Origin of the sequence: Thiomicrorhabdus sp. ZW0627 (assembly GCF_029767005.1) — a bacterium.
Classification (GTDB): domain Bacteria; phylum Pseudomonadota; class Gammaproteobacteria; order Thiomicrospirales; family Thiomicrospiraceae; genus Thiomicrorhabdus.
The window spans coordinates 96,126-119,430 of record NZ_JARUQR010000001.1; the positions used below are offsets into that span (position 1 = coordinate 96,126).

Annotated in this window: 16 protein-coding genes; 9 read left to right on the forward strand and 7 right to left on the reverse strand. The window is 47.7% G+C overall.

The window, feature by feature from the left end:
* Positions 1 to 12: 12 nt before the first annotated feature.
* Complete coding sequence (locus tag QCB45_RS00465; protein WP_279418561.1) at positions 13 to 612, reverse strand: peptidylprolyl isomerase; 600 nt, start codon at positions 610 to 612, stop codon at positions 13 to 15.
* A 220-nt stretch (positions 613 to 832) separates the two neighbouring features.
* Here QCB45_RS00465 and cysS point away from each other — a divergent pair, with 220 nt between their 5' ends.
* Positions 833 to 2,200 (forward strand): cysteine--tRNA ligase, encoded by a 1,368-nt coding sequence (gene cysS, locus QCB45_RS00470; protein ID WP_279418563.1) that lies wholly within the window; start codon positions 833 to 835, stop codon positions 2,198 to 2,200.
* Positions 2,201 to 2,593: 393 nt separating this feature from the next.
* On the opposite strand, the gene QCB45_RS00475 is transcribed toward cysS, so the two are convergent.
* The 3 genes from QCB45_RS00475 to gloB are packed head-to-tail and all read right to left on the reverse strand — an operon-like array spanning position 2,594 to position 7,327.
* Positions 2,594 to 4,645 (reverse strand): transglycosylase SLT domain-containing protein, encoded by a 2,052-nt coding sequence (locus QCB45_RS00475; RefSeq protein ID WP_279418565.1) that lies wholly within the window; start codon positions 4,643 to 4,645, stop codon positions 2,594 to 2,596.
* Positions 4,629 to 6,455: a LysM peptidoglycan-binding domain-containing protein gene (locus tag QCB45_RS00480; RefSeq protein ID WP_279418566.1), complete on the reverse strand. Its 1,827-nt coding sequence runs from the start codon at positions 6,453 to 6,455 to the stop codon at positions 4,629 to 4,631. The genes QCB45_RS00475 and QCB45_RS00480 overlap by 17 nt, the downstream gene beginning before the upstream one ends.
* Before the next feature lie 56 nt (positions 6,456 to 6,511).
* Positions 6,512 to 7,327 carry a hydroxyacylglutathione hydrolase gene (gene gloB, locus QCB45_RS00485; RefSeq protein WP_279418568.1) on the reverse strand — a complete coding sequence of 272 codons (816 nt, stop codon included), beginning with the start codon at positions 7,325 to 7,327 and terminating at the stop codon, positions 6,512 to 6,514.
* A 99-nt stretch (positions 7,328 to 7,426) separates the two neighbouring features.
* Here gloB and QCB45_RS00490 point away from each other — a divergent pair, with 99 nt between their 5' ends.
* Positions 7,427 to 8,278, forward strand: coding sequence for a methyltransferase domain-containing protein (locus QCB45_RS00490; RefSeq protein ID WP_279418569.1), 852 nt, complete (start codon positions 7,427 to 7,429; stop codon positions 8,276 to 8,278).
* The gene (gene rnhA / locus QCB45_RS00495; RefSeq protein ID WP_279418571.1) at positions 8,266 to 8,709 is read left to right on the forward strand and encodes a ribonuclease HI; all 444 of its coding nucleotides are present in this window, start codon (positions 8,266 to 8,268) and stop codon (positions 8,707 to 8,709) included. Before QCB45_RS00490 ends, rnhA begins: the two co-directional genes overlap by 13 nt.
* Before the next feature lie 98 nt (positions 8,710 to 8,807).
* On the opposite strand, the gene dnaQ is transcribed toward rnhA, so the two are convergent.
* The gene (gene dnaQ, locus QCB45_RS00500) at positions 8,808 to 9,509 is read right to left on the reverse strand and encodes a DNA polymerase III subunit epsilon (RefSeq protein ID WP_279418573.1); all 702 of its coding nucleotides are present in this window, start codon (positions 9,507 to 9,509) and stop codon (positions 8,808 to 8,810) included.
* 67 nt (positions 9,510 to 9,576) lie between these two features.
* On the opposite strand from dnaQ, the gene QCB45_RS00505 reads away from it, so the two are divergent.
* The 3 genes from QCB45_RS00505 (at position 9,577) to QCB45_RS00515 (ending at position 12,714) form a co-directional block, all read left to right on the forward strand.
* Positions 9,577 to 10,002: a peptidylprolyl isomerase gene (locus QCB45_RS00505; RefSeq protein ID WP_279418574.1), complete on the forward strand. Its 426-nt coding sequence runs from the start codon at positions 9,577 to 9,579 to the stop codon at positions 10,000 to 10,002.
* Positions 10,003 to 10,233: 231 nt separating this feature from the next.
* Positions 10,234 to 11,814 (forward strand): hypothetical protein, encoded by a 1,581-nt coding sequence (locus QCB45_RS00510; RefSeq protein ID WP_279418576.1) that lies wholly within the window; start codon positions 10,234 to 10,236, stop codon positions 11,812 to 11,814.
* Positions 11,815 to 12,042: 228 nt separating this feature from the next.
* Positions 12,043 to 12,714, forward strand: coding sequence for a methyltransferase domain-containing protein (locus QCB45_RS00515; protein ID WP_279418577.1), 672 nt, complete (start codon positions 12,043 to 12,045; stop codon positions 12,712 to 12,714).
* A gap of 96 nt (positions 12,715 to 12,810) precedes the next feature.
* Here the strand turns inward: QCB45_RS00515 and QCB45_RS00520 are convergent, their stop codons facing one another.
* The gene (locus QCB45_RS00520; protein ID WP_279418579.1) at positions 12,811 to 13,503 is read right to left on the reverse strand and encodes an MBL fold metallo-hydrolase; all 693 of its coding nucleotides are present in this window, start codon (positions 13,501 to 13,503) and stop codon (positions 12,811 to 12,813) included.
* 201 nt (positions 13,504 to 13,704) lie between these two features.
* Between QCB45_RS00520 and hrpA the strand changes: the two genes are divergently transcribed.
* A complete protein-coding gene (hrpA, locus tag QCB45_RS00525; RefSeq protein ID WP_279418581.1) occupies positions 13,705 to 17,655 on the forward strand; it encodes an ATP-dependent RNA helicase HrpA in 3,951 nt (1,316 codons plus the stop codon).
* 34 nt (positions 17,656 to 17,689) lie between these two features.
* Complete coding sequence (hrpB, locus tag QCB45_RS00530; RefSeq protein WP_279418582.1) at positions 17,690 to 20,260, forward strand: ATP-dependent helicase HrpB; 2,571 nt, start codon at positions 17,690 to 17,692, stop codon at positions 20,258 to 20,260.
* A gap of 43 nt (positions 20,261 to 20,303) precedes the next feature.
* Here hrpB and QCB45_RS00535 read toward each other — a convergent pair whose 3' ends face one another.
* Positions 20,304 to 21,182 carry an FmdE family protein gene (locus tag QCB45_RS00535; RefSeq protein WP_279418584.1) on the reverse strand — a complete coding sequence of 293 codons (879 nt, stop codon included), beginning with the start codon at positions 21,180 to 21,182 and terminating at the stop codon, positions 20,304 to 20,306.
* Between the two features lie 348 nt (positions 21,183 to 21,530).
* On the opposite strand from QCB45_RS00535, the gene QCB45_RS00540 reads away from it, so the two are divergent.
* Entirely contained in the window at positions 21,531 to 23,201 is a 1,671-nt protein-coding gene (locus tag QCB45_RS00540) for a sensor domain-containing diguanylate cyclase (RefSeq protein ID WP_279419999.1), read from the forward strand.
* The last annotated feature ends 104 nt before the right edge of the window (positions 23,202 to 23,305 follow it).

Consider the following 23,305-nt stretch of genomic DNA (forward strand, 5'->3'; position numbering starts at 1 on the left):
GATATTTGGTTGTTATTTGACCTGGCGCGCTTTTTCGATCACGACTGCTGTAACCGGCACATCGCCGTGGCCGTTCTTGAATCCGGTCTTGACCTGGCGGATTTGGTTGACCACTTTCATGCCTTTGATTACACGGCCGAATACGGCATAACCGTAAGCACGGGCGGTTTTTTCACGGAAGTCCAGGAAACTGTTTTGTGCGACATTGATGAAGAACTGCGCCGTAGCGGAATGAGGATCGTTGGTACGAGCCATGGCAACGGTACCGATCTGGTTGCGTAGTCCGTTATCCGCTTCGTTTTTGATTGGCGCACGGGTGATTTTCTTGTTCATGCTTTCTGTAAAACCGCCACCTTGGATCATGAAGTTAGGAATGACGCGGTGGAAGATCGTGCCGTCATAGAAACCTTCGTGAACATAAGCCAGGAAGTTCTCGACGGTTTTTGGCGCTTTGTCAGGATACAGTTCGATCAGGATATTACCCATATTGGTTTCAAGCAGAACTTGAGGGTTTTCTGTCTTTTTAGCTGTTTCCGATTCCGCGTGTGCGGCCGGACTTAAAAACAACCCCAAAAGGGCGATCTGAAGCGCTAAAAATAGTCGTCTGGTCATGTCTGATTCACTCCGAATAAAATGTCATTTAAGGTACAATAGGCGACATTCTAACATTAGTGTCCTTGGTGCAACCACTGCGCGGCAAAATTTTGGCGAAATTCGCCGTTTTGTTCCTTAGTGGCTGTGGCAAGGATTGGATTACGGATCGGTCGACAGGCCTGTCGAATCCGTCTTGAATACACTTTGACCAACTTGAAGAACAGGCATAGAGAGCATTATGGCATTGCAGATTTATAACACCGAAACCCGTCAAAAAGAGACGTTCACTCCGATTCACCCAGGCAAGGTAGGTATGTATGTGTGCGGTGTCACGGTGTATGACTTGTGTCACATCGGTCACGCCCGAGTGATGGTGGTGTTCGATACGGTGGTGCGCCATCTGAGAAGCTTGGGTTACGATGTCAATTACGTGCGTAACATCACCGACATCGACGATAAGATCATCAAGCGTGCTCTGGAAAACGGCGAATCGATTCAGGAGCTGACGAAACGCATGATTGCGGAAATGCATGCCGACGAAGCGTCCATGAACGTTTTGCGTCCGGATATGGAGCCGAAAGCGACCGAATACATGGATGAGATCAAACACATGATCCAGACGTTAATCGACAAAGGATTCGCTTATCCGGCTGAAAACGGTGATGTCTATTTCAAAGTGAAATCGTTCAAGGAATACGGTCGTCTTTCCGGCAAGAATCTGGATGAGTTGGAAGCCGGTTCTCGTGTTGAGGTCAATGAAATCAAACAGGATCCTATGGACTTTGTGTTGTGGAAAGCGTCTAAAGAAAATGAACCGGCCTGGGATTCCAACTGGGGTGGCGGGCGTCCGGGATGGCACATCGAGTGTTCGGCGATGTCGACCAAGTGTTTGGGTAACCATTTCGACATTCACGGCGGCGGTATGGATTTGTCTTTCCCGCACCATGAGAACGAGATCGCGCAGTCGGAATGTGCGACTGGCGAACACTATGTGAACACTTGGATGCACTGTGGTTTCGTACGCATCGACGACGAGAAGATGTCTAAGTCGTTGAACAACTTCTTCACCATTCGCGAAGTATTGAAAATGTATCATCCGGAAGTCATTCGTTACTTCTTGTTGGCGAGCCATTACCGCAGTCCGGTCAATTACTCTCAGGAAAACCTGGAAGCGGCCAAAGCCAGTGTCGGGCGTTTGTATTCGGCCATCGAGGCGGTTGCTCCGGGCGAGCCGGTGAGTGGTTCGAAGTTTGAGACGGATTTTATGGATGTGATGAACGACGACTTCAATACGCCTAAGGCGATGGCGATTCTGTTTGATTTGGCGAAAGAGGTCAATAAACAGAAAGATGCAGGCCTGTCCGGTTTATTGGTGAAGTTGGCCAATCAGATTGGTCTGTTGATGGAAGATGCAGAAAGCTATTTCAAATCACAACCGTCTGACTCGGAGTTGGGCGACGAAGAGATTGAAGCTTTGATTGAAGAACGTAAACAGGCACGTGCCGAAAAGAACTTTGCACGTTCTGATGAGATTCGCGATCAGTTGCTTGAACAAGGCATCGAACTATTGGATTCGGCAGAGGGGACAACTTGGCGTAGGGGGTAGGTTTATTGCGTAGCCGCACCTATTTCAGAATACGCTAATATCCTTATGTTTTGTAACTGTTTGAAAAAACGTAAATTATTTTAAAAAAATAAATATAAGGGGTTGACGAAATTAGAAAACGCTAATATAATGCGTCCATTCATGTTTCTTCATGAGTATCCTCCTCTGATTATTTCTATATGAGATAATGTTTAAACCCCGGTTGTCCACCGGGGTTTTTTTTGTCCAAAATTTATACCCATCTCTCCGACACTGTTTCTACCAGTTTTGTTTCAATGGATTTTAGATTGGAGCGTGTTGTTAAAGACGTTCTATTAGAGAAGAATCTAGTTCTGTGAAAGGGTCGAGGTTTTTAGCTTTTATCCTAAATCCAACGAGATGTTTGGATTTGCTTCAGCGGGACTTTCTAGTTTTACGACTTTCATTATTTTCATTGTCGGCTTCATCCGTTTTCATCGGGCTGATCAAAGGCATGACATTTTCTAGACGGTCGTATTTCTTGTTGAGCAGGGATTTAAAGATAGTGGTGTATTCAAGCACCGCTTTTACGTAGGCTCGGGTTTCTGAAAACGGAATGGAATCGATCCATTGATCCGCTGGCAAGGGATGTTCTTTAGGGAGCCATGAGTCGACACGCTGCGGCCCGGCGTTGTATGCGGCGGTCGCCAGAACCTTATTGTCGTCGTATTTTTTATAAAGGTAGCTTAAATACGCGCTACCCAGTTCTATATTGGACTCCGGTTTGATCAGCTCGGAATAATTGGTTCGCTTGATCCCGATCTTACGGCCGATGTATTTGGCGGTTTTGGGCATTAACTGCATCAGCCCGATGGCACCTGCAGACGAGCGGATGTCTTCGGAAAAGGCGCTTTCACGGCGAATTACGCCGTAGACCCATGCCGGATCCACATTGTGTTTTTCAGAGCTTTGCATGATTGGCGCTTTATGTGGAGTTGGGAAACGGATGGCAAGATCATTCCACTTTTGTGCTTTGGCAGCGGTCGTGATGGCCATGGCGTGTTGGTTCCACTGGTCGGTCAGAATGGCGACCGCGTGCAGTTCCGTTGGTTCGAGGCGATCCAGTAAACTGTACCATTCCCGTTTGGCACTGACCGTCCAGTCAATGGCCAGTAGTTCCTGCATACGTTGCAGTTGCGGGTACTTTTTAATTAATGCCTTGCTGTCGATCGGTTTGACGGGATCGGGATTGAATTGATAGGCAGTTTTCAATACGTCGGCGGACAGGAATGCATAGAAGTTACGTTGTTTCGAAAGTCTCCGGTAAATGGCATTGGCTTGTTTTTCTTGGCCTGAGGCCGCTAAAGCACGTGCTTTCCAATACTGCCACTGTTTTTCCGATTGCTGTTCGTGGTCCATTAGTTCGATGGTATCCAGCAGGAGACGCCAGTTGGAGTTTTTCAAAGCGATCTGAGCCTGCCAGCGTAAACTGGTTTCCGTTGCAGCCCCTTTACCGTTGACCTCCTGTAGGTATTCGCTTGCTTTTGGATCATAACGGTAGGCGCTTCGCAGGGCGATGCTCTGCTGCAAACTCTGATACTGTTTCTCCGATAAACCATACTGATTATGAAAACGTTCTAAGCTTTTAAGAGCCTGATTCGGCTCGCTGTTTGCCAGGCGTTTTACCGCTTGCATGAATATCTGTTTTTTGACGACCGCACTGATCTCTTTAGGAAGCGGCTTCTGGATTAACTCTGGGTTCTTGAATACTTCAAGCCAGTGTTTGACCATATTGCGTTCTTTGCGTGATAGGTCTTTGGAGAGTTTTGACGCGAGTTGTGTGCGGCGTTTTTGCATCGCCAAGTGAATACGGTTCCAGATCATCGGGCCGGTAAGTCGCTTATGTTTTCTTAGAAGGCCGTCAAGCGGAGCGCAGGCCTTGCTGAGTTCGCGACCGGTCTGCCAGAGTTTCTGGGCAGAGTTTAAAGCGGGTTCAAGTTGTTCGCGGTTGGCCTGAGCTTGTGCGAAATAACATTGGAGGTCGCGATCCTGTTGCGGTTTGTAGTGTTTAAGATATTGGCTCCATTGGCGGTTCTCTGCAAGGTAAGACAGCCATTTGGTATAGAGTCGGTCGCCCAGGTAGTTGTCACTGTTGTCCTTGATGAACTTGAGGACTAGTGACTTTGGCGTGTGGTCGAAGTGCAGGCGGTAATCATGGTATAGCACATACGGGTACAGCGGGTAATGTCTGAGTTGTGCCTTGTATTTGGCGATGGCTTTTCGGTCATTGATTTTGATGGCCTGATAGGCATCCAAAAAGGCTTGCTGTTCCGTACTGAGGTTGTCGGATGCTAAAGCAGGTTGTGAAAATCCCAGCAATAGGGCTGGCAGCTGAAGCAGAAAAACGAAAAACCCTAAGACAGCAGGCAACCGCACCCTGAAATGATAGGGCGGCTGTGCCAGTGTTGTATCAGGTTTCATGATCATAAGGTATTTTCAGAATTTGACCCGGTTTCAAAAAGGCTTTTTCCGTGATTTGATTGTAACGCGCAATGGTTTTTGTCGAAAGGTTATTCGCTCTGGCGATTTCCCAAAGGCTGTCACCGGATTTGACCACATACTTGCGGAATTTTGCGCCAGGACTACGACTGGTTTGAACCGAATCCGGCAACCAGATTACTAGCTTCATACCCGGTTGAAGCACTTGGCTACGCTTGATTCTGTTCCAGCTGCTTAATTCACTGGTCGAAACGTTGAACTTTTTGGCCACCGTCCATAGGCTGTCACCGTTTTTCAAAGTGTATTCGGTCTTGTAGCCGTATTGGTCGGAACGGATTTCCAGCTGCTGACCTTTACTCAGAGGAGTTCGAACGTCAAGACGGTTCCATCTGCACAGGGTTTGGGTGCTGATGTTGTAATAGCGTGCAATGGTCCACAGCGATTCTCCGGCCTTGACGGTATGGTAGGACTTAGGTCCTTTGTAGGTGGATTTTGTTCTTTCCTGTTGTGCGAACACCTTGGCGTAGTGCTGCGGAATTGGAATCATCAGAGTCTTGCCGACACGAATCGAATTGTTCTTCATGTTGTTGAGCTTTTTGATGGCTTTGGTCGAAGTTTTGTACTTCTGAGCAATCTCGCTTAAGGTGTCGCCGTTTTTGATTTTGTGTTCGGTCCATTGGATGTCGAAGATCGAGTCGTCTTGACTGAGTTTGTGCTCAAACTGCATGTGGTTTTCGAGCGGCAAAACAATGTTGAATGGCCCGTTAGGCGGTGTAGCCGGTCTTAAATAGCCGGGATTCAATTGTGCAAGCAGTTTGTTGGGGGTGTCGGACAGGTCAGCGACCGTGTCCAATGCTACCTGCTTATCGAGTTCGACGATATTGAAATAAGGCTTGTTCTCGATCTCTTCGAGAGCGATGTTGTATTCGTCTCGGTTTTTGACAATGTAAGACACCGCCAATAGTTGCGGTACATAGTGTTGTGTCTCTTTTGGCAGATAGTGACGGATTTTCCAGAAGTCCGGTGAATTGTCTTCCGGGTGTTTTTTCTGGTAGCGTTTGACCGCTTTCCAGACATTCCCTATGCCGCCGTTGTAGGAAGCCAATGCCAGTAACCAGTCGTTATCGTTGAGCTTGTAGAGTTTTTGCAGGTAGTTCAGCGCCGCTTGTGTGCTTTGCACAATGTCCTGTCGGCCGTCGTACCACCAGTTTTTCTTAAGTCCGTAAAGATGGGCGGTCTGTGGAATGAACTGCCACAACCCGACGGCGCTCTGGTGTGATTTCGCTTCCGGAACGAAGCCGCTTTCAATCACCGGCAACAAAGCGATCTCGTAAGGCATATTGCGCTTTTTGACTTCCGAGACGATGTAATGCAGATAAGGTTTGGCGCGTTTTGATACACGAGTCAGGTGTTTGTTGTTTCTCAAGTAGAAGTTGAGGTAGTTGTCGAAAGCGTCCAGATGGTTATCGCCCAACGTCAATTTTGAGCTGATTTCGTCCCATAGGTTGTCGTAGTGGGTGATGGCCGGTTTCGGAGTGTCCAGCAGATTCAAGTCTTTGGTGACGTGGACGTCGACATGCGGTTTTTCCGTTTGAAGGGCAACCTGTGTGTTTGTCACGGTGTCCGAGTGTGAGGCCGGAGTCAGCTGAATGGCGTCATCGGTCTGCGACGTCGTTTGAGTCAGGGCGCACCCGCTTAGAAGCCCCAAACAGCAACAACCCGCAATGAACGGTTTCATAAACCGTTGGGCTTCTACTGAGTGGATTGCGGTTCTGGCGTGCTGTCTTAAGGACTTCATGGTTTTCTGGTTAGCTCTGTCTTTGTTATTCTGTTAATCCGCTCGGTTCGGCCGGTTCATGGGTTGACCATTGACATCAGGTCGATGTTGTCCAATTCGCCGGACTGATCCAGTTCATCTTTCCAAAGGCGCAACGTTTTGAATAGGCTTTCGGCATTATCTTCTGCACCGCGAGCCAACAATTTGGCTTTGATAACCGGCGTGTCGAAACGCATGAACGGGTTGGTCGCTTTCTCTTCACCCATTGTCGATTGCGCACCGTCATGAAGTTCCGGATAACGGATATGAGTGTTGAGAATGCGTTGTTTCAAATCTGCATTTTCCGGTTCCACAAGATAGGCGAATTTCAGGTTGCTCACTGTGTATTCGTGTGCGCAGTAGAACCCGGTTCTGTCGTCCAGTTCGCGCAGTTTCAGGATCGATTCCGCGAACTGCACGAAAGTGCCTGTAAATTTGCGACCGCAACCGGCTGTGAATAATGTGTCGCCGCAAAACAGCATGTCTGCATTGTAGTAGGCGATGTGGTCATCGGTATGGCCTGGCGTATCCAATACCTTGAACTCCAATTCAGAATTCAATCGAACCGTATCGCCTTGTTTGACTCGGTTTTGGATGAACGCATTGTCGGTTTTTTCAGGACCGTAGACCACGCAATCCGGGAAATCCGCTTTAAGGTCGGCAATGCCGTTCACGTGGTCGTGGTGGAAGTGGGTGATGAGAATACCCTGCAAAGAAAGATCGTGCTGTCTGAGATAGTCGAGAACTTGAGCGGATTGTCCGGGGTCGACAACCCAGGCGTTGCGCCCTTGATGCAGTACCCAGATGTAATTGTCGTAACTGCCGACAAGGGCAGGTATTCCAATGATCTTCATATAACCTTGTCTTTCTTTGCGTATTGAGTTGATATAATTGAAGCTATTCTAACAAAATTATCCTTTAATTATCAGGTAAATGAACCCCGGAGAAATACGGTGAATCAAGGTTTTCAGCGGTTTTTGAAGCAGTGGTACAGAACCTCAAGCGGTCACCAGCTTTACAAGCAGGAGCATCATTTGATTCAACGCGCGGTGACGAATCTGTTCGGTTATTTCTTTGTACAGCTTGGCTGCACTGCCGAGCACGACTGGGTGAAGTACAGCCGGGTGTCGAATAAGCTGATTCTGGACGACCAACTGGATTACGACCTGGTAAAAAAAGGGTGTGTCGACGAGTCGAGCAGTCAAAACGACAAAACTTGCGTTCATTGGGTGAAAGCGGATTTGGATTATCTGCCGATTGCTAAAGAATCCGCCGATGTAGTCATGCTTCCACACACCCTGGAAACGGTTCAGGACCCGCATTACCTGCTGCGTCAGGTGGATGCAATGTTGGTGCCTGAAGGGCATCTGGTCTTGACCGGATTCAACCCTTACGCCTGCGCCATTGTTAAGAGCCGGCTTTCCAAAGAGAACAAGATGCTGCGGGAAGCGAATCTGGTTCGCAGCGGCCGACTGATTGAATGGCTTGAAGTTTTGGGGTACGACATCGAAAAGGTCGAATACAGCACCATCTCTTGTTATGCGGGAACCACCAAGTCCGATTCCGTGCTTGGTTGGCGCATTCTGGAGCGATTTGAAGGGTATTTGAACCGAATCGGATTGCAGTTCGGTAATGTCTATTGTATTGTTGCCCGCAAACGCGTCGATGCGCCGCGTATGGTCGGGTTGAGCTGGCAACGGGCGCGCTGGCTGAAATTCGCCAAACCGGCGCAGGTCATATCCGGTCGCATGGGCGCCAAACACCATAAGATAAAAGTGAAAGAGGATGTAAATTGCAAACGATAGAAATCTTCACCGACGGCGGTTGCCGAGGCAATCCGGGGCCGGGTGGCTGGGGTGCTTTGTTGCGTTACAACGAACACGTTAAAGAGCTGAAAGGCTCTCAGGACAATACGACTAACAATCAGATGGAACTGATGGCGGCGATTCAGGCGTTTGAAGCTTTGACGCGTCCTTGTCATGTGAAAATGACGACCGATTCACAATACGTTAAGAACGGCATCACTCAATGGATGGCGAACTGGAAGAAGAAGGGTTGGAAAACGGCCGCCAACAAACCGGTTAAGAACCAGGAGTTATGGCAGCGACTCGACAAGGCTTTAGACGGCCATAAGGTTGAGTGGTTCTGGGTTAAGGGGCATTCAGGTCATCCGGAAAACGAACGAGTGGATGAATTGGCGAACGAAGCGATCGACGAGTTGCTGTCCAATAAGTAGTAGATTTCAAAACAATTTAAACGAATTGAAACTAAACAGGCCTGGTGGGAATGATTCCCACCAGGCCTGTTCAGTTTTTGGATTCGAGAATTAATCGGTTACCAGTTCAATTCAACACCGCTTTTCTTGGTGATTTCTTCCAATTTCGCTTGATGTCGTCCCAGTTCGTCGTCCGATGCGTAAAGCACTTTAAGCGGTAGACGGTCTCGGCTGATTTTATGTGCCGAAGCATCGCGTTCGCCGCCTTCGTTCTCTTCGGCACCCAGCATCAGGTTGGTTTGCCCACCGGTCATGTTCAGGTATACGTCGGCCAAAATCTCGGAGTCGAGCAGGGCGCCGTGAAGCGTACGGTTGGAGTTGTCCACCATCAAACGCTTACACAAAGCATCCAAGGAATTACGCTGCCCGGGATACATCTTACGCGCCATTTTCAAAGTATCGGTGATGGTACAGTGGTCTTCCAGACGCCCCCATTTATTGTCGGGAAGCAGAGAGAGTTCGTTATTGATGAAGCCGACATCGAACGGCGCGTTGTGAATGATCAGTTCCGCACCTGAGACGTACTCCATGAATTCGTCGACGACTTGCGCGAATACCGGTTTGCCTACCAGGAATTCGTTGGTGATCCCGTGAACCTCGATGACCTCTTGCGGGACTTCACGTTCCGGCTGAATGTATTGGTGGTAATTGTTGTGGGTCAAACGGCGTTTGATCATTTCCACCGCACCGATTTCGATGATGCGGTCGCCGTTTTGCGGTTCAACCCCGGTGGTTTCCGTATCCAATATAATCTGACGCATTCCACTTCTCTTTGCTGTAAAATATTTGCAACTTATTCTAAAGCAAAATTTGATAGAAAGGACAGATATGAAAATTAAAAAAGGCAGCCGCGTTAGCTTTCATTACGAACTGCGTGATGAGTCCGGTGAAGTAATCGACACCACTTTCGGCGGTGAACCGGTTATCTACATTCAGGGCGAAGGTGAAATCATCCCAGGTTTGGAAGAATTGATGCAGGGCGAAGAAGCCGGTTTTGAAGCGAAAGTGACTTTGGAACCAGAAAAAGCTTACGGTCCGGTTAACGATGATTTGTTGGTATTCGCCGGTCCTGAAAACTTCGACGACGACGTTGAGATCGAAGTCGGTTCAACCGTTGAGACCGAAGATCCTGACGGAAATACTTTGACCTTCAAGATCACCGAAGTGAGTGAAGATAAAGTCTATCTGGACGGTAACCATCCTCTAGCCGGTAAGACGTTGGATTACAAAGTGGAAGTGCTTACGGTAGATTGATTGTTTATCCGATACCTGAACAATAAAAAAGCCTCCTAGTGAGGCTTTTTTATTGTCTTAAATACTCTACATTTCATAAAAACTACCCTATTAAAATAACAATGTTCATTTGTATATTGTTATTACCTTGTATATCAGATTGTGCTCTAGAAAAAAGAGGGATATTTAAGTAGTATTCATAAGGTTGTTTTTTGTTTTTAGAGTGGTTATTTGGGGAGAAGGGAGTTCAGTGTGAAAAAAATCTTGGTATCCCTGTTTGTACTTTTCACGCTTTTTGCCCTCAGTTCCTGTTCCTACATGAAGAATGCTTCGATTCAGGCTGAATACGCTCAGATTCAACAGGCGGATCCGGGGCAGGTCAACTTGAAGCATATGATTGATAGGCAGACCTATTTTGTTATTGGTCAAACTATCGATAGAAAAGCCAGATATACCAACATTCCCCTTGCCGTAGCCGCCTATTCGAGCAAATACAAAGCAAACGAACGTGTCGATACGATGTACTTTGCTGGAGCTGGAACCCATTTTGGGTTGAATTTGCCTGAAGGGGATTATCAGCTGCTGGTTTTTGCCGACAGTGACAACAATAAGGTTTTTGATCCGACGGAAGTGGTCGGTCAGAAGACGATTTCCTTGAATCAAGTGTCGTCTCCTGAAAAGGTACTGGATCGAATTGAAGTTCCGTTATCTTCACCCCAGCGCGTTGACTGGGCCATGGCGTTTTCAAAGCCTAACCTTGCCGAGCCTAAACAATCTTTATACTTTCCAACCGGAAGCATATGCAGTCTTGATGATCCTCTGTTTTCTGAAAACATGGCGACGCTAGGTATGTACGATCCAGCGTCTTTTCTGGAAAAGGCACCAACCATGTTTTACGCCCTGGAAGAGGATCTTGCCTATAAGATTCCGGTGGTATTTGTGCATGGTATTAACGGTTCCGTTAGAGACTTTGAAACGATTGTTAACCGGCTCGATCGTGAACGCTATAAACCCTGGTTTTTCTACTATCCTTCCGGTGGTGATCTGAACCAATTGGCAGAATTCTTCCATAGGATATTCCTATCCGGAAAAGTCATTAAACTGAATAAGATGCCGATGATTATTGTCGCACACAGTATGGGAGGGCTGGTCGTAAGAGAGGCTCTGAATAAATATGAGAGCGGCCAGAAGGAGAACAAGATAGGTCTGGTGGTTACGATTGCCTCACCCTTCGGCGGACACCCGTCAGCGGCTTTAGGCGAAAAGCATGGGTTGATTGTATTGCCTTCATGGCGAGACTTAAACCCGGACAGTCGGTTCATTAAAGAACTCTTTAGGAAGCCTTTACCGAAAACAGTCGAGCATCAACTGTTCTATGCTTATGACAATCCAGCGGCACTGAAAATCAGCAAAAACAGCGATGGTGTTGTGCCGCTTTCTAGCCAATTGCGTCTTGAGGCACAGCAGCAGGCGACAGGACAGCTTGGTTTTGAAAGTAGTCATATGGGGATTTTGAAAAATGAAGAGATGATCGATTCTCTCTTTACTCGTATGAATCAGGTGAAGAACTTCTTTCCGGAATCTCATTTGGCGGTATTTCGCCAAGGTGGCTATGATGTGAAATTAACAGACGACTATAGCCCGCAAAGTCAGTATGTCATCCATACCATGGGGAAATATTGGATGGCAGTTTCTAAGGGAATCCTCAAACCTTTCTATCCGGAACAGGAAAGATTTGTTCGCGTCGTAAAAGGGGAAGAACCTCCAAAATACAAAGTGGTCAAGGATTGGCTGCGATTCCTCAAAGAATACCCTGAAATTGATCGTGATTGACGGTTATTGATTCGTTGTAATCTATTAAGAAATACCCAGTAGACAGGTCTGTAATTAACTGAAATATAGTGACTTTTTTGTGTCTCTGGTCATTTGTCTGGGTCGCGAAAGGCGTGTTTAAACCTGACATTGGTGTGGATAAAGAGTATAATCACCATTCTACGCGTAGCGATTTAAATGCTTGAACTTGTTGCGTTTTATTTTTTAACGCAATCCAAGGTTTAATTTATGGCATTACCGCGTATTCGCTACCAGACAATCGAATTCGATGAATTTGATATCCATCTTCGCAGTTTAAAAGACAAACAGCAATTTCATGATCCCTTTGGCGAAGCCGAACGTTTAGGTATTTCATCAGCGCAATGGTCGTTGTTTGGTGTGCTTTGGCAGTCTAGCCGGGTTCTTGCCGAAAAAATGCAGGATTTCAATATCGAAGGAAAACGCATTTTGGAGATTGGTTGCGGTTTAGGGCTGTCCAGTTTGTTGTTGAATGCGAGGAATGCGGATATCACGGCCACCGATTACCATCCGGAAGCGGGAAAGTTTTTGGCGGAAAATGTTCGTCTTAATCAGGGGGACGCGATTCCCTTTTTAAGAACCGATTGGAAAGACGAGCACTCGGGAATTGGGCGTTTTGATTTGATTATCGGTTCGGATTTACTTTATGAACGCAATCATATCGAGTTACTGTCGCAATTCATTGAACGGCATGCTAATCCGAATGCGGAAGTGATTCTGGTTGATCCCGGTCGTGGCAATCATGCTAAATTCAGTAAGGAGATGGTCAAAATGGAGTTTGACCATAGCCAGCACAAGCCCGATTTGGAAACGGAAGAGGGGGTAGCACCTTTTAAAGGTGTTGTCCTATGCTATAAGCGAGAAGACGAGTCAATCGACTAAAGCGAGAATCGCTCACTGCGTGCACAGCTAACCTCGGATACAAAAAAAGCCTCTTATGAGGCTTTTTTATTGGATAAATTTTGTAGTCAGCTGGAATCAATCGTCCAGATCACCGCACTTCAAGTTACCCGGTACCGAGATATCCAGACGTTTCGGGTTCGGCAGGTTCAGGTTGTCCATGATGGTACTGAAATCTTCATACGTTTTGCCTGATCCCACACGGGTGTTGAACTGCTTTTCTTCACCGATGGTAGACTGCGTCAACCCTTTGTAGTCGTGCGCAGGGAAGACCATTGTGTCTTCAGGCAGTTTGAACAGCTTCTCTGTTAGGGAGTGATACATTTGTTCGTTGCTTCCAAGTTGGAAGTCGGTACGGCCGCAGTCGCGTACGAACAGAGTGTCACCCGTAAAAGCTGCTCCGTCGATTAGGTAAGTGATGTCGTTGTTGGTGTGTCCAGGAGTGTGCATGACACGGATTTCCTGTTCACCCAATTTGAATACATCACCTTCTTCAGCCAGAATGTCGGCACATTCCGAACCGGAGTTCGTGTGAACAACGATTTTACCGTTCGTGCGTTTACGGATCGGTCCGGCACCGGTGATGTGGTCGGCGTGGATGTGCGTTTCCAACAGGTATTTGACTTTCAGACCTAATTCTTCGATATGTTGCATGTCGCGATCCACTTGCTCCAGTACCGAATCGATGACCGCGGCTTCCTTGGTGGCTTCATCCCACAACAAGTAAGTGTATGTCCAGGTGTCGTAATCGAATAGCTGGCGGATTTTCATATGCAAAGACCTTTCGCGTAGTTTGTTATAATAGGCTTATCTTATACGTCATATAAATAAAATTTATATCAATATAAGTGTTTTCTAATTTATAGACATTATGCAGATTTGAGTTGCCCCGTCAATATGAACTTTCCCAGAAATAAGAATCAGTTAACCTCATTTATCGACCAATGTTTGATTAAGGATCGGCATCGTTTGATGCGCGATTTGAAGGTGATCAATCTTGAAGAAGTCACTGAAATTACTGAGGAAATTACGGCTGACGTAAGTGGAAAGTCGCAATCCGAAAAAGCGTCGAAAAGCCAGCAGGCCTGGGTGAAATGGTGTGACCGTTTGCAGTCGTCAATTGAAGCGGTAAAGAGCAACCGTATGGCGGTGCCGGAACCGATTCATTTCGACACGGCCTTGCCGGTCGCATCTAAAAAAGACGAACTGGTCGAATTGGTCAAAAACCATCAGGTGGTGGTGATTGCTGGGGAGACCGGTTCCGGTAAGACCACCCAGATTCCGAAAATCTGTCTGGAAGCGGGGCAAGGCGTATTCGGGCGCATCGGTTGTACCCAGCCGCGTCGTATTGCCGCCAGAAGTGTGGCCGAACGTATCGCCGAAGAGTTGGGTTCGAACATCGGCGAGTTGGTTGGTTATCAGGTTCGATTTCAAGATCAGGTACACCAACAGAGTCTGATCAAGGTGATGACCGATGGGATTCTGCTGGCGGAAATACAGAATGACCGTTTCTTGAGCCAATACGACACCATCATCATCGACGAGGCACACGAACGCAGTATAAACATCGATTTCCTATTGGGAATTCTCAAGCAGTTGCTACCGAAACGTCCCGATCTGAAAGTCATCATCACTTCGGCTACCATCGATACTCAGCGTTTTGCGGAACATTTTGCAATGAACGGCGTCAAACCTCCTGTTGTGGAGGTGTCCGGCCGTACCTATCCGGTGGAAGTTCGTTACAACCCGTTGGTCAGTTATGAAGACGATGCGGGCAACGAGATCGAGCAGGATATGCCGACCGCTATTCTGGATGCTCTGGAAGAGCTGTCGCATGAAGATCCGTTTGGTGACGTGCTGGTATTTCAGGTGGGGGAACGCGATATCAAGGAGACGGCCGAGGCGATTCGCAAGCGTAATCTAAAGAATACCGAAGTGGTGCCTCTGTATGCGCGTCTGTCGATGGCCGAGCAGAACAAAGTATTCCAGCTTTCACAGAAGCGCCGCATCATTCTCAGTACCAACGTGGCTGAAACCTCATTGACTGTTCCGGGTATCAAGTATGTGATCGATCCGGGATTGGTTCGCATGAGCCGATACAGCGTGCGCAATAAGGTTCAGCGCCTCCCCGTGGAGAAAATCTCCCAAGCCTCGGCCAACCAGCGAAAAGGGCGTTGTGGACGTGTTAGCGAAGGGATTTGTATCCGTTTGTATTCGGAAGACGATTTCAAGGCGCGTCCGGAATTCACCGATCCGGAAATTCACCGAACTTCGTTGGCGTCGATCATCCTGACAATGGCGCAGTTGAAACTCGGCGAGGTAAAACACTTTCCGTTCATCGAAGCGCCGAGCGACAAATCGGTAAACGACGGTTTCCGTCAATTGCACGAACTTGGAGCCTTGGACGACAAACGTCGTTTGACCGAAGAAGGTCGCCAGATCGCCAAGCTTCCGGTCGATCCGAGTATCGCCAAGATGGTGATACAGGCGGACAAGAACGGCGTTCTGGCGGAAGTTCTGGTGATCGCCGCCGCTTTGAGTATTCAAGACCCGCGAGATATCAACGAAGCCAACATGCAGGCGGCTCGTACCGCACACAAGCCGTTTGAAGACGAACGTTCGGATTTCCTGTTTTTCCTTAATCTATGGCACTTCTACGAGCACCAGCGCCGTCACTTGACGCAAAACAAGCTGCGCAAGTTGTGCAAAACCAATTTCCTGTCTTATATGCGCATGAAAGAGTGGCACGAACTTTACGTTCAGTTGGAGCAAAGTCTGAAGCGCACCGGTATCAAGGTGTCGCCGTTACATCTGTTTGAAGAAGTTAAACAGGGCAAGGAAACCAAAGAGCGTTTGAGCGATATGCACAGTATTGCCGTCCATCAGTCATTATTAGCAGGCCTGCTCGGAAATGTGTCGATGCGTGAAGACGATAAATCCTATCTGGGCGCACGCAATACAAAATTGTATATCCATCCGAGTTCGAGTCTGTTCAAGCAAAAACCAAAATGGATGCTGTCCGGCGAATTGGTCGAAACCAGTAAGCTGTATGCGCGGAATAACGCGACGATTGATATCCGTTGGGTTGAACCGCTTGCTAAACATTTAATCAAACACAACTACAACGATCCTCATTGGCAGAAGAAAGCCGGTCAGGTTGGCGCTTACGAATCGGTGACTTTGTACGGTCTGCCAATCGTCAATAACCGCCGATGTAACTACGGGCCGATCAATCCTAAGGAATCGCACAAGATTTTCATTCGTCACGCTCTGGTTCAGGGCGAGATGAACACCCGCGCCAAATTCTTCCGTCATAACCAGAAGCTGATCGGCGATATCGAGAAGCTGGAGAGCAAACTGCGCCGTCCGGACTATCTCGTGGACGACGAAGTGTTGTACCGTTTCTACGACGAGCGGATTCCGTCGCACATCTATAATCAGCCGGCGTTTGAGAGCTGGTTGAAGAAAGTCGATCCGGAAACCGAGAAATCGCTTTATTTGACCGAAGAACAGTTGTTGAAGCAGTCGGTTGACGAGGATTTAAGCAAGGCGTTCCCGGACAAAATCCAGCTTAAAAACCAGTTACCGCTTAAGATCGATTACAAGTTCGAACCCGGCAAGGCTCAGGACGGTGTGGTGTTCAAGGTGCCGTTGCACGGCTTGAATCTTTTGGAGTCGAAACAGTTTGAATGGCTGACGCCTGGATTTTTGAAAGAGAAGATCGCTTTCTATATCAAAGCGTTACCTAAACAACTTAGAAAGCAGTTTGTGCCGGTGCCGCCGGTTGCCGATGCGGTAATCGAATGGATGGAGCAGAATAACAGCCGTGAAAAGGGGCGGTTTGAATCGCAGTTGGTCTTGGGGCTGAATCGTCGCGCCAACCAGAAAGTCAGTGAAGTAGATTTCGGCGAAGTGGATTTGCCGTCTTATCTGAAACCGTATTTCATCCTGCTGGACGAGAAGGGCCACAAGATTGCCGAGAGCGACGAGCTCGATAGTCTGAAAGCTAAATACCAGCATCTGGTGGACGAGAAAATCCAACAGCAGAGTCGTGAGCAGACAAGCGGTTTCGAGAAGCGTCGGGTGACCGATTGGGATTTTGGCGACTTGCCGGATCAGCAGTCACTGAAAGCCAACGGCAACCAGTTAGTGGCCTATCCGTGTCTGGAATTGCAGAAAGGGAGCGAACTGTTCCTGACGTTGATGTCCGATCCGGAACAGGCGGACGAAAGTCACAGCCGGGCGGTGGTCTACTTGCTCAAGCAGATTTTGAACGACAAGGTCAAATACCTGAAGAAGCAGTTGCCATTGCAAAAGGCGTGTTTGATTTACGCCCCTTACGGCACCTGTGAGCATTTGAAAGATCAGATCATCGACCGGGCGTTGAACCAACTGTTGCCGGAGCCGCAGAAGATCCGAACCCAACAGGGCTTTGAGGAGGCTTCGGCATTATTGAAATCGGAGTGGGTGGCCGAGGCGCAGAAGCTTTCCAAACTTGTGAACGAGATTCTAACCGCCCATCAAAAGATCGCCAAACAGGTGAATGGCAAGGTCAATCCACGCTGGCTGGCGTCGATCAGTGATATCAAAACCCAGTTGTCCGGTTTGATCACTCCCGATTTTGTGGCGGATACGCCGTCGCAGTGGCTGTCGCAATTGCCGCGTTATCTGACGGCTTTGGAGAAGCGGCTTGAAAAGATCGATCAGGATCCGAGTAAAGATCAGGTGGCGATCCGTCAGATTCAACCGTTATTGGATCGTTATGCGGAGTTTGCGCATAACGAAGCCTATCATAATCATCCGGGGCTGATTGAAGTCCGTTGGCTGATTGAAGAGCTGCGGATTTCGATGTTCGCGCAGCCGTTGAAAACCCTGAAACCGGTTTCGATTCAGCGCCTTGAAAAGCAGTTGAAAGCGTTATAGCAGTTTAAGAATGTGATCTAAGACTTTGTCTCTTATGAATAATCTACCCATTTCACCGTTACTGTCCGAAATCGTTTCCACTGTAGCTTCGTCTTCCAATGTGGTGTTGCAGGCTGATCCTGGTGCCGGGAAATCGACCGCAGTTCCACTGGCGATTTTGCTGTCCGACTGGTTCAAATCCGAACAAAATGCGGGCAAGAAAATCGTTATGCTGGAACCGCGTCGTCTGGCGGTGCGTTCGATCGCCCGTTACTTAGCCAAACAGTTGGGTGAGAAGGTTGGTGAGAGGATCGGTTATCAGGTGCGTAACGAAAGGGTGCTTTCCGAAAAGACCCGTTTGGAGATCGTCACCGAGGGGATTCTGACTCGCCGAATTCAATCTGACCCGGAACTCGGTGATGTCGCTTTGGTGATTTTTGACGAGTTTCACGAACGTTCGATCCACGCCGATTTGGCGTTGACTTTGTGTCTGGACAGCCAGTCTGCTTTGAACGAAGAGCTGAAAATGCTGGTGATGTCGGCCACCATTGACACCGAAGCGGTCAGCGAATTTCTGGACGGTGCGCCGGTCATTCGTTCTGAAGGACGAGCCTATCCGGTGGCGACGCATTACCTGCCGCAAACCTTGCCAAGCAATTCGAAATTCAAATGGGATGTTCTGCCTTTGCTGAAGAGTTCGGTTTTGCAGGCGCTTCAACAGTCTGAAAAGGACATGTTGGTATTCCTGGCAGGCCAGGGCGAAATCAAACAAACCCAGCAGGCCTTGCAGGAATCGCTCAATGAAAACGAATTTACGGTTTTACCGCTGTACGGCGGTTTGAAGCCGGAACAGCAGGATCAGGCGATTCAACCGGATCCGAAAGGACGACGCAAGATCGTCCTCACCACCAATATAGCCGAAACCAGTTTAACCATAGAGGGCATCGACTGCGTGGTCGATTCTGGATTCGCGCGCAAATTGTTCTATGACGTGAACAGCGGCATGAGCCGTTTACAGACACAGCGTATTTCAGCAGCTTCGGCCGAACAGCGAAAAGGACGTGCCGGGCGTCTTTATGCCGGTGTCTGTTACCGTTTGTGGAGCGAATCTCAGCAAGTTCAACTGGCACCTTTTGAAGCCGAAGAGATATTGGTCACAGACCTGTCCGATTTGTGTCTGGAGCTGGCGCAATGGGGCGTGCACGATGTTAAGTCATTGCGTTGGCTGACAGAACCGCCTGCGACGCATTTCCAGCAGGCACAGCAACTGCTGGCGCAGTTGGATCTGCTGAATGACAAAGGCCAGATCACTGATCTGGGTGAACAGGCGATGGCGTTTGCCTGTTCACCAAGGTTGGCGAAACTGTTGTTGGCTGCCAAGAAGACGCAATCCGAACAGATAACACGTTTGGCGTGCGATGTCGCCGCCTTGCTGTCGGAACGGGACGTGCTGCAAGACCGGGATTCCGGTGCCGACCTGACCATCCGGGTTTTGGCCATGCAGGCGTACCGTGACGACCGTAACCGGGCCAAACGTGAATACCCGATTCTGGTTTCCGCCATGGAACAGGCCTTGTTGAACAGTCGTAACTGGCAGAGGCAGTTGGGCTTGAGTGGCAAGACCGAAGAATACGATTCGGCGTTCCTGCAAAACGAAGTTGGAAAATTGGTGGCGCAAGCGTTTCCGGATCGCGTGGCGTTGCAGCGAAAGGGCGGGCATCGTTATCTGCTTTCCAACGGTCGAGGCGCTACTCTGGAAGAGTCCGATCCGTTGAGCCGGGAATCTTGTCTGGCAGTTGCGAATATCGACGGTCAGGCACGTGAAGGGCGGGTGTTTCTGGCGGCACCACTTGATAAGAATGAGATTGAAACGCTGTTCGCCGGGCACATCGACGAGGGAACGGTGTACCAGTATGACGAGGCGCGCAATGAGGTCATCGGTTCTGTGCAGCGTCGTTATCAGGCGTTGGTCCTGGCGGAAGAGCGGTTACAGGAAAAAGACGAAGCGGCTCTTCAGCAATGTTTGTTGGAAACGGTTAAAGCCAAAAAGCTATCGCTTTTGCCGTGGAATGAAACCAACCAGGCCTGGTTGAACCGTGTTCGTTGGCTGGCATCACAGGACGGAGCGTGTGAGAAAGGGTTGCCGGATTTCTCGGATGCCTGGTTGCTCGAAAACCTTGAGGAATGGCTGGGGCCTTATCTGGCGGGTGTGGACAGCGTCAAGGCTTTGAAGAAAATCGATCTGCTTTCGATTCTGCAAGCGCAGTTACCTTATGAGATGCAGCAGGTGTTGGAGCAGGAAGCGCCGGAACGTTATGTTGCACCATCCGGCAAGAAGGTGGCGGTTCGTTACGCTGTCGGCCAGAATCCGACGGTGTCCGTTCAGTTGCAGGAACTCTTCGGAGAGTTGGCCTCGCCGAGATTGGCTTGGGGGGCGGTGCCTTTAACATTCGAACTGTTGTCTCCGGCAAGAAGGCCGATTCAAGTGACTTCGGATTTGGAGAATTTTTGGAAAAGTTCCTACTTCGAGGTCGCCAAGGAGATGCGCGGTCGCTACCCGAAACATCGTTGGCCGGAAGAGCCTTTGCTGGAAAAGGCCGGGCGTTCGATCAAGCCGAGAAATTAGAAACCCGGCAGGCCTGTCGGGTTTTTATGTTGAATCCGTTTGGCTATTCAGAAGCCGGTGGTTGTTGGATTGGACGATCACGGTATGGGTAGTTCTTAAGGGGAATGTCGCCTCTTTTATGTGGTGAAACAATCACTTTCTTGGGATCTATCCAGTCTTCCCATTTAAAGTTTTTGATGATTTTGGCTTGGTAGCTGTCTTCCAAAGGGTGGCTCAATACGTCGTTGACGTGAGCCCATTGGTAATACCGTAACTGGTCGACCTGATAAGGGTCGGGTTTGCCTCCCGCTTTTTTGACCTCTTTTTTCAAATCGATCACCTTTTGCATGTCTATTTTAGGTTTCCAGTTTATTTTCCCAGGCAAAACGACGGGTTCGCCCGGAATGTTATTGATGCCTTGCTTCCAGGTTGCCAGAACCGCCATATTGGTATCTTCCCGGTAGAGGAGGATGGCGTGGCCGTAATCCTTGTTTTTGAAATAGCCCAAATTACCGTATTGAAGCCGAGCGCCGGTCAAGAACGCCACTGCATCCGACCAGCAAGGCGAGGTACCGCTGATTCCCCAAAGAACACTGCGATCAATGATACCGTCGGGAAACAATATTCCGAATGCAACCTTGGCAGCGGCAGCGGCATGAGAGGTGCCTTCGCAGTCGTGACCGTGCCATTTGATCATGTCTTTGATGGTGACGGCATAAGTATAGGCATTGTATCTGCCACGTGTTCCTCGCGTGGCCAGCATCTCGAACACTGGAGCATAGGGTTTGGCAACCATCGGTGCGTACCAGGTGGGTGTGCGGTCGGGTTGCGTGACACCGGTTTCTATAAAAATTGATTCACCTTGGATGTAAGTCGGGGGAGAGGCTGAGATGGATAGAGGCCATAGGAGAGTCGAGAAAAGTATTGAAATCCATTTTTTCATGGTGAATCTCCCGTTTTTGATTGTGGTCAGATGATTCGGTCGTAAGCCATTCTCAAATCCATGCTATTTGAATGGAAAATAAGTGTCAAATTTCTAGAGCTGATGTTTTTTATGGATTTTTGTGACTAATTAGAAAAATTTATGTTTTTTTTAAAAAGAAGGAATTATAGAAAAACCTACCATAACACTTTGTTTTTCAATATGAAAAACAGTGTATTTCGGTTTTTTCTATAAGTTTTATTGAAGGAGGGAGAGAATTTAGAGGATTTATACAGAAAAATTATGTGGTAATATTGCGTACCACATTAACAATAAGTCGTAGTTGCTTTGATGTTTAACCTCTTGAAAGTGTTGATTCTTTTCTTTGTGTTTTTTTCAGGTAGCGTTTCAGCCTCTGAAATTGCACTGGATATTTCAAAGCCGCAATATCATATCGGAAAATCAGTCAATTATCTGGAAGAGACTGATAACCAGTTGGATCTAAATACAGTTTCTTATTTGCCTGAATCGTCTTTTAAGCCTGTAGGCAGTGCTGTGTTTGAACGCAGTTTTACATCATCAACATTTTATTTTCGTTTCAGACTTGTGAATCATGAAGAAGAGCCTGTTAGACGTCTTTTAGTCTTTGAAATGCCATGGCTGGATAGTATTAAGGTTCGAATCGAATCGCCGTCAGGCAGGGTGGATAAATATAAAACGGGAGACGCATATCGTTTTGAAAATCGAGCGGTAGAGAGTCGTTTCCCGAACATTGAACATAATTTCGCAACCGGAATATCGACGGTCTATCTGGAAGTTAAAAGCCATGATCCGTTTGTTGTGCCGATCTCGGTTCTGGATCGGGAGAGCCTGTTACAAAAACAGGCGGAAGATTCGACTGTGACAGGATTCGTGTACGGAATGATTTTTGTGATGATTTTGTATCATCTTGTGATTTTTATCATTATTCGATTGAACTATTACGGCTTTTATGTGCTGTATTTGATGTTGTTTTTGTTGATGAACGCAGCCTATAACGGTTATACCTTTGAGTTATTTTGGAATGATTATCCAACTGTTCAGAATTGGATGTTGTCTTTCACCATCTTTGCATTTTCTATCGCCGGGTTGTTTTTCTATCGATCGTTTTTGAGCCTTAAAAATACCATTCCGTGGGCGCATAAAGTGGTAAACACGATGATTGTCATGTTTTTGATTATCTATGTGATTACTCTTTTATCAGGCTATTCCTACCATATTTTGGTTGCGATCATATTGGCACTAGTGTTTGGTTTCTATTGTTTGTTGGTATCTTGGCTGTCGTTTTTGAAAGGAAACTTTTCTTCGCGTTTTGTTCTGTTTGGAAAAATATTGGCTATGACTGGCGGTGTGATTACAGTGCTGTCAATAACAGCGGTTATGCCTTATACGGTACTTGGTTTTAGGGCGATTGAGTTCAGCATGGTTTTAGATTCTATTTTGTTGGCTTTTGCTCTAATTGATCGTGTGAAGGAGAACGAAAAGGAACGTCATATTGCGGAAGTGTCGGCAAGAACAGATCCTTTAACCAGTCTGATGAATCGCCGTGCTTATGATGAAGTGTGTCACCAAATGACAGGAGATATGAAAGGTACTGACGTTGTTTTGAGTGCGATGATGCTTGATATAGATCACTTCAAACAGGTTAACGATACATACGGTCATCAAGCGGGGGATGTCGTTTTACAACGGGTGGCAAGGATTATCAAAAATTCCGTTAAAGAGAGTGATTATGTCTTCCGCTTGGGAGGGGAGGAATTTTTAGTTTTGTTTCCTGGTACGGGTAAGGAAATGGCCAGAATTTCAGCTGAGAGAATCCGGGCCATTGTAGAAAAGACGAACATTCAGGTTGCAGACCAGGAAATCAAAGTCAGTGTCAGTATCGGAATTTGTGAGTATAAGTCCTACCACAGCACCATTAGTCAGGTCGAGCATATGGCTGACAAAGCTCTTTATGTTGCAAAACAAACCGGCAGAAATCGCGTGATTGTTGCTCCATAAACTTTGGCAACATTCTTTCACAATTCCTTACTTTTCAATTTGTTCAAGGTAAAATCTAATCAAGTTGTTGTACTTTTAAACAACTCATTTCAAATCCGGGCAGG